This is a genomic window from Bradyrhizobium sp. 482_C4_N1_8 (assembly GCF_052075965.1).
Lineage (GTDB): Bacteria > Pseudomonadota > Alphaproteobacteria > Rhizobiales > Xanthobacteraceae > Bradyrhizobium > Bradyrhizobium barranii.
On sequence record NZ_CP197231.1, the window covers coordinates 6,283,562 to 6,297,714 of the forward strand.

At 65.5% G+C, this 14,153-nt stretch carries 10 protein-coding genes; 1 reads left to right on the plus strand and 9 read right to left on the minus strand.

Annotated features, from left to right (window positions below; genetic code table 11):
- Positions 1-13: 13 nt before the first annotated feature.
- Positions 14-1,483, minus strand: coding sequence for a dihydropyrimidinase (gene hydA / locus AB7Z56_RS30160; RefSeq protein WP_063984410.1), 1,470 nt, complete (start codon positions 1,481-1,483; stop codon positions 14-16).
- Positions 1,484-1,539: 56 nt separating this feature from the next.
- Here hydA and AB7Z56_RS30165 point away from each other — a divergent pair, with 56 nt between their 5' ends.
- The gene (locus tag AB7Z56_RS30165; protein ID WP_063984411.1) at positions 1,540-2,202 is read left to right on the plus strand and encodes an aspartate/glutamate racemase family protein; all 663 of its coding nucleotides are present in this window, start codon (positions 1,540-1,542) and stop codon (positions 2,200-2,202) included.
- Here AB7Z56_RS30165 and AB7Z56_RS30170 read toward each other — a convergent pair.
- The 8 genes from AB7Z56_RS30170 to AB7Z56_RS30205 all read right to left on the minus strand — a co-directional run bounded on the left by AB7Z56_RS30170 (position 2,199) and on the right by AB7Z56_RS30205 (position 14,043).
- Positions 2,199-2,867: a flavin reductase family protein gene (locus tag AB7Z56_RS30170; protein WP_187387762.1), complete on the minus strand. Its 669-nt coding sequence runs from the start codon at positions 2,865-2,867 to the stop codon at positions 2,199-2,201. The two genes, AB7Z56_RS30165 and AB7Z56_RS30170, sit on opposite strands and share 4 nt — an antisense overlap.
- 5 nt (positions 2,868-2,872) lie before the next feature.
- Complete coding sequence (locus tag AB7Z56_RS30175) at positions 2,873-3,805, minus strand: N-carbamoyl-D-amino-acid hydrolase (RefSeq protein WP_063984413.1); 933 nt, start codon at positions 3,803-3,805, stop codon at positions 2,873-2,875.
- A 106-nt stretch (positions 3,806-3,911) separates the two neighbouring features.
- Positions 3,912-5,594 (minus strand): long-chain-fatty-acid--CoA ligase, encoded by a 1,683-nt coding sequence (locus AB7Z56_RS30180; protein WP_231144492.1) that lies wholly within the window; start codon positions 5,592-5,594, stop codon positions 3,912-3,914.
- Entirely contained in the window at positions 5,591-6,886 is a 1,296-nt protein-coding gene (locus AB7Z56_RS30185; protein ID WP_063986532.1) for a class-III pyridoxal-phosphate-dependent aminotransferase, read from the minus strand. Before AB7Z56_RS30185 ends, AB7Z56_RS30180 begins: the two co-directional genes overlap by 4 nt.
- A 10-nt stretch (positions 6,887-6,896) precedes the next feature.
- Positions 6,897-8,477 carry a hydantoinase B/oxoprolinase family protein gene (locus AB7Z56_RS30190; protein ID WP_063984415.1) on the minus strand — a complete coding sequence of 527 codons (1,581 nt, stop codon included), beginning with the start codon at positions 8,475-8,477 and terminating at the stop codon, positions 6,897-6,899.
- Positions 8,474-10,483, minus strand: coding sequence for a hydantoinase/oxoprolinase family protein (locus AB7Z56_RS30195; protein ID WP_063984416.1), 2,010 nt, complete (start codon positions 10,481-10,483; stop codon positions 8,474-8,476). Before AB7Z56_RS30195 ends, AB7Z56_RS30190 begins: the two co-directional genes overlap by 4 nt.
- A 425-nt stretch (positions 10,484-10,908) precedes the next feature.
- On the minus strand, positions 10,909-12,456 hold the full coding sequence (pdxR, locus tag AB7Z56_RS30200) for a MocR-like pyridoxine biosynthesis transcription factor PdxR (RefSeq protein ID WP_063984417.1): 1,548 nt from the start codon (positions 12,454-12,456) through the stop codon (positions 10,909-10,911).
- Positions 12,457-12,609: 153 nt separating this feature from the next.
- On the minus strand, positions 12,610-14,043 hold the full coding sequence (locus AB7Z56_RS30205) for an NAD-dependent succinate-semialdehyde dehydrogenase (protein WP_038934240.1): 1,434 nt from the start codon (positions 14,041-14,043) through the stop codon (positions 12,610-12,612).
- Positions 14,044-14,153 lie beyond the last annotated feature (110 nt).

The window sequence follows — 14,153 nt, forward strand, 5'->3', positions numbered from 1 at the left end:
GCGCGATCCACCATCACAGCAGCTTTGCCCCAAAATTCCGCTCGGGATCCATGTCGGCGACGAGCCGCCCCGTCGGCTTTGCCGCCTCGCCGCCGCTGCGCGCCAGGAATTTGCCGCTGCCGGCCTCCGCGAGGCACTTGTTGCCGTCGATGATCACCCGGCCGCGCGAGAGAACGCTAACCGGCCAGCCCTTCAGCTTGCGGCCCGCGAACGGCGTGTAGCCGGCGAGGTCGTGCATCATCTCGTCGGCGATCACAGTCTCGCGATTGGGGTCCCAGATCGCGATATCGGCATCGGCGCCGACCGCGATCGAGCCCTTGCGCGGATGCAGATTGTAGATTTTTGCCGGCGCGGTCGAAGTCAATTCGACGAACTTTTCAAGGCCGAGCCGCCCCTTCGACACCATCGCGTCGAACAGCAGCGGCAGCCGCAGTTCCAGGCCCGGCAGGCCGTTGGCCACCTGCTTGAAGTTCGGATTGGGTCCGGCGCGCAGCTTGCCGGTCTCGTCGTAGCGATAGGGCGCATGATCCGACGAGATGGTCTGGAGATCGCCAAGCGACAGCGCCTGCCACAACGCCTCCTGGTCGGAATGCGTACGTGGCGGCGGGCTGCACATCCACTTGGCGCCTTCCGCGCCAGGCTTGTCGAGATCGTTTGCGGTGAGGAACAGATATTGCGGACATGTCTCGGCGAAGACCTTCAACCCCTGCCCGCGCGAATCGCGGATGACCTTCGCGCCTTCGGCGGTCGAGACATGGAAGATCATGATGGGCTGGTCGATCAGGGCGGCCATGCCGATCAGCCGGGTGAAGGCTTCCGCCTCCGACACGCGGGCGTGGCTGACGGCGTGATATTTCGGCATCGTGTAGCCGCGCGCGAGCAGGCGCTTCACCATCCAGGCGATGATGCCGTGATTTTCGGCATGGGCGCACAACATCGCGCCGGACTGGCGTGCGGCCAAGAGGATGTCGAGCAACGGCTCGTCATCGACCTTGAGCCGGTCATAGGTCATGAAGATCTTGATCGAGCCATGGCCCTGCTTCACCAACGCCGGAATGTGCTCCTCGACGGTCTCCTTGGTCGCATCCGCAATGATCATGTGAAAGGCGTAGTCGATCACGGCGCCCTTCTTGGCCAGCGCGTGATAATCCTCGACCACCTGCGGCAGCTTCATGCCGACATGCTGGGCGGCGAACGGAATTACCGTGGTCGTGCCGCCGAAAGCGGCAGAGACGGTCGCGCTCTCGAACGTGTCGGCATTCATGATGCCGGCCGCGGACAACTGCTCGATATGCGCATGGCTGTCGACGCCGCCGGGCAGCACCAGCTTGCCGCGCGCATCGATCTCGCGTTTCGCCGCCGGAAGCCCGCGGCCGATTGCTGCGATGGCCTCGCCGGAGATCGCGACATCGGCCTCGAACACGTCGGTCGTGGTGGCGACGCGGCCGCCGCGGATGATCAGGTCGTATGTGGGTTCAGTCATGAGGCACTCCATGATATGCCTGAGCTACGTGATCGCCATCTCAAGGGAAGACCAACATGCCCCGGCCGCGCATTCTCGTCATCAATCCGAATTCCAACCCTGCGGTCACGCAAGGGCTGGAGGAGGCGCTGAAGCCGCTCGGTTTCGAGGGTGGCCCGGAACTGGTCTGCCAGTCGCTGGCCGAGGGTCCGTTCGGCATTGAAAGCCAGGCCGATGTCGACGGCGTTGCGATGCCGCTGCGCCGGCTGGTCGAAGGCGACAACAGCTCGGCTGCGTTTGTCATCGCCTGCTACAGCGATCCCGGGCTTCAGGTCTGCCGCGAAGGCACCGACCGTCCCGTGTTCGGCATCGCTGAGTGCGGCGTGCTGACGGCGCTGGCCCGCGCCGAAACCTTCGGCGTCATCGCGATCGCCCAGCGCTCGATCCCGCGCCACATGCGCTATCTCCGGCAGATGGGATTGACCGATCGCCTCGCCGGCGAGCGGCCGCTCAACATGAGCGTCGCCGAAACCGCCTCGGGCGAAGGCACGCTGGCGAAGATGATCGAAATCGGCCGCGCGCTGCGCGACGAGGACGGCGCCCGCGCCATTGTGATGGGCTGCGCCGGAATGGCGCGCCATCGCCGTCCGCTGGAAGAAGCGCTTGGCATTCCCGTGATCGACCCGACACAGGCGGCCGTCACCATGGCACTGGGTACGGTGCAGTTCTCGGCTCACTAGGCGTCCTTCAGCTCGTTGGCGTCCTGCCGCGCGAGCCATTGCGCGTGGCTCTCGCGCGCAAGCGCAAACGTATCCCGCTGCGTGGTATAGAGATTGCCGAACATGCGGCCGATCGGCCGGTAGGCCTCGAGATCGACATACATGTTGGCCTCGTCGACGAGGCCCTCTCGGGCGTGAACCCTGAGCACCTCGCCGACCAACAGCTCGCGATCGGGCGAGAAATTCAGCACGACATGACGCCGGCATTCCAGCGCAAAGGGTGCCGCGGCCAAGCGCGGAACTTTCACATCGACCGAGGGAAGCGTGGCAAGCCCGGTCGCCGCGACCTCGCTGTCGCCAGAGGGAAAATCGACCGCGCAATCATTCATCGCGGCAGACAGCGCCTCGTCCACCATGTGAACCACGAACTCGCCATCGCGATGGATGTTGCGGGTGGTGTCCTTCGGGCCGTGATCCGGCTTGTGCTGGAGCCCGAGCACGATCAGTGCAGGGCTTTCGGAGAAGACATTGAAGAAGCTGAAGGGCGCGGCATTCACCGCTCCGTTCGCGTCCAGCGTCGTCACCAGCGCGATCGGCCGCGGCACGACCACGCCGCAGAGCAGCTTGTAGCGGTCGCGCGGATCGAGCTCGCGCAAGGAAATGCCGGATGTGCTGTTGCCTGCCATCGGCGTCACTTCTCCGGCGGCGGCACCGCGCCGGTCTGGCTGGTAATCAGGCCGTAATGCTCGATGCGGCGATGCTGGGCAAAATTGAAGATCGTGGTCTTGCCGAACGTCGTGGCGTCGAGGTCGCAGGCGTGAACCAGGACCTCGTCGCCCTCCGTCTTGGCCTCAGCGACGATCTCGCCATCGGGATCGACGATCAGGCTGCCGCCGAACAGCGGATGGCCGTCCTCGACACCCGCCTTGGCCACCGCGACCACCCAGGTCGCGTTCTGATAGGCGCCGGCCTGCACCGAGAGACGGTTGTGGAACAGCCGCTTCTCGATGCCCTCCTCGCTCTTCTCCGCATTCACCGACGGCGTGTTGTAGCCGATCAGAACCATCTCGACGCCCTGCAGGCCCATGACGCGATAGGTCTCGGGCCAGCGCCGGTCGTTGCAGATGGCCATGCCGATGATGCCGCCCAGCTCGCGCCAGACGTTGAAGCCGAGATCGCCCGGCTCGAAATAACGCTTCTCCAGATGCTGGTGCGACCGCTTGGTGTCGTAGTCCACATGGCCCGGCAAATGGACCTTGCGATATTTGCCGACGATCTTGCCGGACTTGTCGGTCAGGATCGCGGTGTTGAAGTGATGCCCGTCCGGCGTCAGCTCGGCGTAGCCGAAGTTCATCGCCATCTGATGCTGCGCCGCACGCTCGAACAGCGGCTTGGTCGCCGCATTCGGCATCTCACGCTCGAACCAGGTATCGAACTCGGCCCGGTCCTCCGCATACCAGCGCGGGAAGAACGTCGTCAGCGCCAGTTCCGGATAGACGATCAGATCGGCGCCTTTTGCTTTCGCCTCATCCATCAGCGCGATCATGCGCTTGACCACGGCCTCGCGGCTGTCGACCTTCTGGATCGGGCCCATCTGGGCGGCGGCAACGGTGACGATACGCATCAGCGAGTTCCTGATTTCCTGGTGAGGCTGGGGATCGTAGCTTGAGGGGCGTGCCGGCGCGCGCAGCATAACGCGGTCTTGCGCCGTTTTTCCAGCCAAGCAGCTTTCATGCCGTCCGCCCCCATTCTGCATCCTGCAAAAGCCGCCAGTTGATCTTGTTGCTGGCGGTGCGCGGCAGCTCATCGACGAAGACGACGGCGCGCGGCGCCTTGTAGCTGGCCATCGCACCACGGGCCCAACCGACGATGTCGTGCGCAGACGTCGTCGCGCGCGCGGCTTCGTCGAGCACCACCAGCGCCTTGACGGTCTCACCGCGGTAGTCGTCGGGGGTCGAGACGATGCAGCATTCCCGGATGGCGCGGTTCTGGTACATCGCCGCTTCCACCTCGGCCGGCCACACCTTGAAGCCGCTGACATTGATCATCCGCTTGAGGCGGTCGACCGCGAAGAAATAGCCTTGGGCATCGCGATAGCCGAGATCGCCCGTGCGCAGGAACCGCTTTCCCGAGAGCTCGATGAAGGACTCGGCGTTGGCCTGCGGCCTGTTCCAGTAGCCTTGCAGCACTTGTGGTCCGTGGACGACGATCTCGCCGACGACATTGTCGTCGAGCTCGATCAAGGTCTCGGGATCGACGACCCTCGCATCGGTCTCGTGCACGGCAATGCCGAGACACTGGCGCTTCGGCGCAGTCATCGGATTGAGATGCGTCGGCGACATCGTCTCGGTCATGCCATAGCCTTCGACGAAATCGAGGCCAAAGCGGCCTTTGAGCCGTTCGGCCACCGCGGTCGGCATTGCCGCACCACCTCCGGTCAGCACCTTGAGTTTTGCAAAGCACCGGTCGCGGAACCGGACGCTTGCGAGCACGTCGACGATCATTGTCGGCGCCGCGTTCCAGAACGTGACGCCGTAGGTCTCGAACAGATCCGGCAGCAGATCCTTGTCCCAGCGCGCCATCAACAGCAGCGTGGCGCCTGTCACCACAGCGGCATTCATCGAGCCCTGCATGCCCGCGACATGGAACAGGGGCATGAAGCCGGTCATCACATCGTCGCCGTCGAGCCCATACCAGCGTGCCTGCAAGACGGCCGTGAACAGCGCGCTGCGATGCGTATGCATGCAGGCCTTGGGCTTGCCTGTTGTGCCCGAGGTGTAGGGCAGGATCATGAGATCGTCCGGCCCCGCGGTCATTGCGCCGGGCTGCAAACCTTGCGCGATCGCCTGCGACCAGGAATGCCAGCCTAGCGACGACGGTATCTCCGACGGCGCCTCGGTGATGCATGAAGGCAGCGTATAGGGCGTGGCGGCCGGCACTTCGTCGCGATACTGTGCGACGATCGTATGGGAGATGGCTTCGCCCACCAGCGGCGCGAATATTTCGCTCAATTCGCTTCCGATGATCGCGACCCGGGCCCCACTGTCTTCGGCGAGATACGCGATCTCGGCCGTCTTGTTCATCGGATTGACCGGCACGATCACGGCGTCCGCCCGCATCACCGCGTAGTAGGCGATGACATATTGCGGCGAGTTCTGCAGTGCGATCATGACGCGGTCGCCGCGCTTCACGCCGCAAGCGTTCTGCAGGAATCCGGCTAAGGCATCGACCCGCGCGCGTAGCTCGGCATAGCTCAGGCTCGCACCATAAAACACCGTCGCCGGATGCGATGGGCGATCCGTCGCCGCACGCGCCAGCGCGTCGTAAAGCGTCCCCTCCGGCATCGCGAGATGCCAGGGCTCGTCCGCCGGCCAGGCCGGCGAGCGTTGAGGTGTTGCGGGGTCTGCGCTCACCCGTGCTCCTCGTCTGCGATATCGAGGCCGTGGTCGAGCGCATCCAGCAGCCGCTCGGCTTCCTGCTCCGAGATCACCAGCGGCGGTGCCAGGAACAGCGAAGTCTGCTCACCGCTGGTGCCGATCACGGCACCCGCCTCCAACGCCCGCTCTGCGACACGCGAGGCGATCGGGACCTCGGTGGTGTCGGCATGCCAGGCGCGCCAATCCGGGCCGTGCAGCTCCACCGTCCAGTGCAGCCCCTGCCCCGCCACGCGCTGCACGCTCGGATGCTTCTGCGCGATCGCGAGCAGGCGGCGGGTGAACAGCTTTTCGAGCTTCCGGACGTGCTCCAGAATCTTGTCGTCGCTGACGACTTTCAGGTACGCGCTGACGGCAGCCATGCTGATGGGATGGCCGCGCAGCGTGCCGTAATTCTGCCAGCTCGTGCCCTTGAGCCGCTCGACGATATCTTTCGACACCACGACCGCCGCGACTGCCGCCGCACCGCCGCCGAGCGATTTTCCGAGCGTCACGATATCGGGGTGGCTCTCCGCGCCCTGGAAGGCGAACCAGCGGCCTGCGCGGCCAGCGCCGGTGACGACCTCGTCCGCGATCCAGTACGAGCCAGCCTCCCGCGCGCAGCGCGCCACCTCGTCCTGATAGGCACCATCGTAGTAGATGCCACCCTGGGTGTAGTCGATGATGGTCGCCGCCGTGTCCGAGAGCAGCCGCGTGGCATCAGCCAGATATTCGCTGGGCGGGGTGTTGTTGGCCGGCGCGCCGTAGATGGCGCCATCCGGCGCGGGCAGGACCCTCACCGGTGCCATCGGCGCCGGCAGCTTCGAGCCGCCCGCGTGCACCGCGAGGCCGCCGTGCCATTGCGGCTGCACCGTCATGGCACGGGAGAGGCCAGTGATGCCGTGATAGGCGCGCTCGCGCGTCGCCAGCGCAGACCGCTGTGTCAGCGCCTGGCAGAGCGACAGCGCCATATCGTTGGCCTCGCTGCCGCTGATGCAGAAGCGCACCGCGCCGACCCAGTCGTCTTCGCCTTTAAATGCGGTGGCCATCAGATCGTCGGCCGCCTGCTCACGGCCGACCCAGGTCCAGCCTTCGTTCACGACGGGCGTATCGGCCGCGCGGCGGATCGCCTCCACCATCGCCGGGTGACGATGGCCGAGGCCGCCGCCGGTGTTGCTGCCGTCAATCAGCTTGCGGCCATCGGACAGGTGAAAGTAGACGCCCTCGCCGCCGACGACGGCCATCGGCGCGGCTTCGCCCGCGTTCAGCCCGGTTCGCAACAATCTGCTCATCGCAATCCCCTCACTCCGCGGCCGCGGCGCCATAGCCGCCGCCGCCGCACATCTCGATCGTGACGAGATCGTCTTGCTGCAACACCAGGTTCGACTTGCCGTCGATCGCAACGTTTTCGCCCTTCCGCACCAGCGAGATGCGGCAGGCCTTGCCAGCTTCGCCGCCCTGCATGCCGAACGGCGCAATCACCATGCGCTCGATGCAGGTGGTCAGGTGCATCGAAGGCGCGAGGATGCGATAGGTGCGAACGGAGCCGTCACCGCCGCGATGGGCGCCCGCGCCGCCGGACTGCCGGCGAATGGCCTGCTGCTCCAGGCGGATCGCGTAGCTCGCCTCGATCACCTCGACCGGCGTGTTCGACGTATTGGAGAGATGCACGCGCGTCGCCGACATGCCGGCCCGATCATGCCGCGCGCCCTCACCACCGCCGTGAACCTCGTAGAGCATCTTCCACGAGCCGTTCTGCCGCGGCTCGGCAAAAAACAGCACGCCCGCCGTGGTCGCTCCGCCCGCCGACAGACGCTCAGGGATGGTGTCCTGCATCGCGCGAAAAATCGCATCGACGATGCGCATGGACGTCTCGTGGTTGCCGGCGGCCACGGACGCCATCCAGCCCGGCTCCAGGATCGAGCCCGGGCGCGTGATGATGGTCAAAGGCCGGAGCGCGCCCGCGTTCTGGTGCATGTCGCGCCCGCTCATGATGCGTGCGGCATAGGCGACAGCTGAGCGTGCCATGAACGGCGTCGTGTTGCAGAAATTGGAGACGCGATCGCAGCTTCCGGAGAGGTCGAAGGTCGCCTCGTCGCCGCGAATGGTGATTTTCACATGGATGCGCGCAGGTGCATTGTTGACGCTGCCGTCGTCGAGATAATCCTCGCCCTCGTAGACGCCATCAGGCAGGTCGCGGAGCGCCTCCCGCATCTCGATTTCGGAGAGATCGTGCAGCCGCGACTGCGTCGCCGTGAACACCGCCTTGCCGTGCTCGCGGCAAAGCTCGACGATGCGCTTCTCGCCGGCCTTGGTCGCGGCTATCTGGGCGAGCAGATCGCCCTCGCAGGACTCGGGATCGCGGACGTTGGCCTTGAGCAGCTGTACGATCGGCGTGTTGACGCCGGCTGACGTGGCGATCAGCACCGGCGGAATCCGCATCGCCTCCTGGAAAGTGTCGATCGCCTTGGCAAAATAGCTGCCCGGCCAGGTGCCGCCGATGTCGGGCCAGTGCGCGAGGCTCACCGCAAACGCCACGATCTCGCCGTCGACGAAGACGGGACGCACGACCTTGACGTCGTTGAGGTGATTGCCTCCAAGCGCGCCGACATTATAGATCACGACGTCACCGTCGTTCAGGCTGTCGCGCGGCATCACCTTCAGCAACTCGGGGATGGTGTAGGCCATCGCGCCGAGATGGATCGGGATGTCGCGGCCCTGCCCGACCAGGCCGCCGCGGCCATCCGTGATCGCGGATGACAGGTCGCCGGCCTCGCGCAGCAGCGGCGAGCGCGCCGAGCGCGTCATCACCAGGCTCATTTCCTCGGCCGCGGCCGAGAGCCCGTGCCTGATAACCTCGACAACGAACGGATCGAGCTTCATGCCGTCCTCCGCGTCAGGAACAGATTGCCTGATACATCGGGTTTAGCTTGCCAGCCCGGCGGGACCACCACCGTTGACCACGCGTCCTCGATGATCGCGGGGCCGCTGACGACATCGGTCAATTTGGCGCGATCAATGATGGCGGTTGGGATATCGTGGAGGCCGTCGAATGAGCAGGCGCGCTTGCCTGACGACACCGCCCTCACCGCAGTCGCCGGCCGGCTCACCACCGTCGTCGACGGGCGCCGCGCTTGCACGCGCACGGATTCGATGACGCAGGGCTCGCTGGTCGCATAGCCGAACAGTTCGTGATGCCGCGCCAGAAAGTCCTTCTTCAGCTTGGTCACGTCGAGCGGCAACGTGAAGGGCACCGGAATGGCGTCATTCTGCGCCGCGTAGCGCATCAGCGCCACAAGCTCGACCTGGATCTCGGCCCTCGCAACGCCGTTGGCGATCAGCGGCGCCGAAGCATCGTCCATCAGCGTCCCGATCCGCTCCGACACGCGCGCGAGATCGATGCCATCTAGGGCGGCGCGTAGCGTCTGCTGCTGGAGAAAGCTGAAATCAGCGGTGAGACAGCCCAGCGCCGAAAAGGCGCTGGATGCGCTCGGCACCACGACCTCTGCAATCCCGTAGAGATCGGCAAGGCCTGCGGCATGCATCGGGCCGCCGCCGCCGAAGGCGAGCAGCGTGCAGTCGCGTCCGTCGATGCCGCGTTCGACCGTGACGCGGCGAAGCGCGCGGGCCATGGTCGCGTTGGCGACCTTGATGATGCCGAGCGCGGTTTCGGTCAGGCTCAGCCCCAAGGCGCGCGCAATCGGCTCGATGACGCGTTCCGCTGCCTTGATGTCGATGCCGATGCGGTCGCCAAGCTTGGTCTCGGGATTGAGATAGCCGAGCACGGCGTTGGCGTCGGTAATGGTCGGCTCGGTGCCGCCGCGGCCGTAGCAGGCCGGCCCCGGCTCGGAGCCGGCGCTCTCCGGCCCGACCGTCAGGCCGCCGGGACCGTTTCGCACGATCGATCCGCCGCCGGCCCCGATGGAATGGACCGCAAGCATCGGCTGACGCAGCGGCTTGTCGCCTAGCATGCGGCCGTCGGTCATCTCGGCCTGGCCGTCGACGATCAGGCAGACGTCCGTCGTGGTGCCACCCATGTCGAAGGTGAGCATGCGCGATGTACCGAGCTGGCGCGCGATGCTGACCGATGCGGAGACGCCGGCCGCCGGCCCCGACATCGCCATCACCAGCGGCCGCCGCTTCACGGCTGAGATCGGGACCATGGCTCCGGCCGAATGAAACACCTGCAAGCCGGCGCCGATCGGCAACCGCTGCTCCAGCTCGCTGAGATACTCCACCGCGATCGGCATCGCGGCCGCGTTGAACACAGTCGCCGACGTCCGTTCGTATTCGCGCGCCTCGGGATTGACCTCGTGCGACAGCGAGACGTGGGCGACGACGCCCTTGAGCCGTTCGCCGAGCATCTTTTCGTGGACGGGATTGGCATACGCGTGAAGCAGCGCCACGGCGACGCTCTGCACGCCGGTCTGCTTCAGCCAGGCCACCAGGCGCTCGATCTCGGTCTCATCCAGCGCCTTCAGCACCCGGCCTTCGTGATCGAGGCGCTCGGCGAGCCCAAAGCATCGTTCGGGCGGCACCAAAGGCGGTGATTTCGGCGGAATGTCGAGACGATAGAGATCGCGGCGGCGATAGCGCGCGATCTCGAGCACATCGGCGAACCCTTCGGTCGCGACCAGCGCGACCTTCGGCAGCCGGTTCTCGACGATGGCGTTGGTGACGCGCGTTGTGCCGTGCACGAAGCGCTTGACCTCGCTCTTGCGCAGGCCCACCGCCTCGATCGCTTCCAGCATCGCCTGAACCGGCGCGTCGGGGCGCGACGGCACCTTTGCGATCCGCGCCTCCGCGGAGTCGCGCCTGATGGCGATGATGTCGGTGAAGGTGCCGCCGATATCGGTGCCGACTTCCCAGTGATTTTCGGAGGAACTCATGTGCGGGGTCAGTTACGGATGACGTCCGAACCGGACGCCGGGTGCTTGCCGTCCATCGCAACGTCCAATGCCAAACCGAGAGCGCTCATCATCATCCCCTGTCATGCCACCGCCTGCGAGCGTGCGACAGAGCGATGGGCTCGGGATAGGGCCAGAGTTGTCGCAAACCACTAGACCAGCGCAGGACCGGCATCACGCGGTGCAACACCGGCTGCACGTTTTGGTGCAGCCATGCCCGCGCAGAGAGCACACGAACGCCAACCGTTCCGCGCGACAAACGTGCAGTGCACCACGGATTTCTCCGTGCAAATCGTGACGCCCGCTGCACTGCAATCGGAGCACTCAAAAACGTCTGTCTAATTTCCAGGCGGTTGAACGGCGATGCGGGATAGTCGCATGCCTACGAGCTATGCACGACGGTCGGCTCAGCTTCTCTTTATTGTACGAACAGTAAGGGAGGATATTGGCGGGTCCGATGATGCACTGCGGCAGCCGCTGCCGATACAAGCCGCGATTCTCGCAAGCAGCGGCGAGGCATCTTCGACCCGCAGCCGCCCGTAGCCGAACACCAGGCCCTGCCGCGTCGGCTGCTCCAGAAAGTTTTGCGAGAGCGGCTGGACGTGGATGCTGGCCTGCTTCAGGACCGCGGCCGCCTCGCGGTCGCTCATGCGTGCCTGCATTGCTTCAGTGAACAGCGCCACCAGATGCAATCCGGTGACGGCGGAGGATACGGTGAGATCGTCAGGCATCAGCGCTGTGATCGCATCGATCAGTGCCTTCCGGCGTGCGGCGTAGATCCGCCGCATCCCGCGCAGATGCCGCAGCAGGTGCCCTTCCCGCATGAACTCGGCCAGCGCGAGCTGACCGATGCCGGAGGTGTGCACATCGATACGCGCGCGGCCCCTGGAAAAGCCTTCGATGAAATGCCTGTTGGCGACGATGTAGCCAAGCCGCAAATTCGGCATCATGATCTTCGAGAAGGTGCCGAAATAGATCACCCGCCCCTCGCGATCGAGCGAGCGCAACGAGGCGATCATGCTGTCCTGGTGCCTGAACTCCGAATTGTAATCGTCCTCAATCACCCAGACGTCGTTCTTGTTGGCCCAATCGAGCAGCTCGAGCCGCCGCTCCAGCCCCATGCTGACGCCGAGCGGATATTGATGCGACGGCGTGACCACGATCAGCTTCGCGCCCGGCGCGCGCCGGATCCCTTCTGAGACGACGAGGCCCTTGTCATCGACCGGAATGGGAACGAGCTTCGCGCCAGCGGCCGTCAGCGCCCACCGGGCCTCGACGAAGCCGGGCTCCTCGACCCAGACCTCGTCGCCGGGATCGAGGATCATCCGGCTGCAGAAATCAAGCGCGCCCGATGTGCCCGAGGTGACGACGACCTCTTCCGGCGAGCAAACGAGCCCGCGCACCGAGCCGAGGAAATTCGCGATCTCGCTCCGCAAGCGCGGATGGCCTTCCGAGGGAAGATCGAGACACTCCTGCTCCCTTGGATTTTGCCAGGACTGGCGCAGCAGGCGCGACCAGTCCTTGAATGGGAAGGTCGAGATATCAGGCGCGCCCGGGCTGAATTCCGACGGCCAGTTGGTCTCGTAGTCGAAGGCAAGCAGCGAGCGCCAGCGCTCCGACATGTGGGCGGGCTTGGCCGTAGACGAGGTCGCGGACGCAGGCTCGGCATGTGGGGTCGCCACGGACGCCACCATGACACTTCCGCGCGGCATCGATTCAAGATAGCCCTCGGCGTAGAGCAGATCCCAGGCGGTCAACACCACCGTGCGCGAGCAGCCCAATTCGCGCGCGATCTCGCGGGATCCCAAAAATTGCGTTCCAGCCGGAAAGACGCCGCGCAAAATGCCGTCGCGGATGTGCGCCGCGATCTGCAGATGCAGCGGCACCGCCGAATTCCGGTCGATATGCATCCCGGCAAGGGACACGCGCTTGCTCGGGTGACGGCTGTTGTCCATGTCTCGCCCGTCAGGCAACGCAGGTCCTATCCACCGTCATTCCGGGGCGCGCCGCTTGGCGCGAGCCCGGAATCCATTTTCCCTCTTTACGCGCGGCGCGATGGATTCCGGGTTCGCGCTTCGCGCGCCCCGGAATGACAACGCGACTTTTCTTTACGCGCTCGCCTGCGTCACGAACTTCGTGTTGAGATAACCCTCGATCGCCTCGAGGCCGCCTTCGGAGCCGTAACCGGAATCCTTGATGCCGCCGAACGGCACTTCCGGCAGCGCGAGGCCATGGTGGTTGATCGAGACCATGCCGCTCTCGATATCGGAGCCGATCGCCTGCATCGTCTTGGTCGAGGTCGTATAGGCATAGGCCGCAAGGCCGTACGGCAGGCGGTTCGCCTCGGCCACCACCTCGTCATAGCTGCGGAACGAGGTGATCGGGGCAAGCGGTCCGAACGGCTCCTCGTTCATAATGCGGGCATCGCGCGGCACGTCGGTGATGACAGTCGGCTCGAAGAAGAAGCCTTCGTTGCCGATGCGCTTGCCGCCGGCCTGCACCTTGGCCCCGCGCTGCACAGCGTCGGAGACCAGACCCTCCATCGCGTCGACGCGTCGCGGGTTCGCCAGCGGACCCATGCGGGTGTCCTTGTCGAGGCCGTTGCCGACCTTCAGGCTCTTGGCGGCGGCGACGAACTTGTCGACGAAGGGCTGATACACGCTCTCATGCACCAGGAAGCGCGTCGGCGAGACGCAGACCTGGCCGGCATTGCGGAACTTGTTGGCCGAGAGAATCTTGGCGGCGTTGTCGAGGTCCGCGTCCGCGAACACGATTGCCGGCGCGTGGCCGCCGAGCTCCATGGTGACACGCTTCATGTGCAGGCCGGCGAGTGCGGCCAGATGCTTGCCGACCGCGGTCGAGCCCGTAAAACTGATCTTGCGGATGATCGGGTGCGGAATGAGATATTCCGACACTTCCGACGGCACGCCGAACACCAGCTGGACGACGCCGGCCGGAATGCCCGCGTCGGCATAGGCGCGCACCAGCTCCATGCAGCTTGCCGGGGTTTCTTCCGGGCCCTTGACGATGATCGAGCAGCCGGCGGCAAGCGCGGCCGAGATCTTGCGGACCGCCTGGTTGATCGGGAAATTCCAGGGCGTGAATGCGGCGACCGGGCCGACCGGCTCCTTGGTCACGAGCTGGGAGACGTTGCCCATCCGCGGCGGCACGATGCGGCCATAGGCGCGGCGGGCTTCCTCGGAGAACCAGTCGATCAGGTCGCCGGCGAGCATGGTCTCGCCCTGGGCTTCCACGACCGGCTTGCCCTGCTCCATGGTCATCACGGGTGCGATCTCGGCGGCGCGCGAGCGGATGATGTCGGCGGCCTTGCGCATCAGCTTGTAGCGGTCGAACGGCGAGGTCTTGCGCCAGATCTCGAAGCCGGCCTTGGCGGCCTCCAGCGCGCGGTCGAGGTCCTGGCGCGAGGCGTGAGGGGTCTTGCCGATCGGCTGGCCGGTGGCGGGGTTGAGGATGTCCTCCGACTTGCCGGAAGTGCCGTCGGTCCACTCGCCGGCGATGAACATCTGAACTTTCGGGTACATCCCTGGTGTCTCCTGCATGATTTCGGCGGCGATCAGCATTGGCGCCCGGCCGCCTCATAAGTGAGCGCAGAGCTACACCGAAAGGCGGCCGGCGAAAAGAGATCAATGAT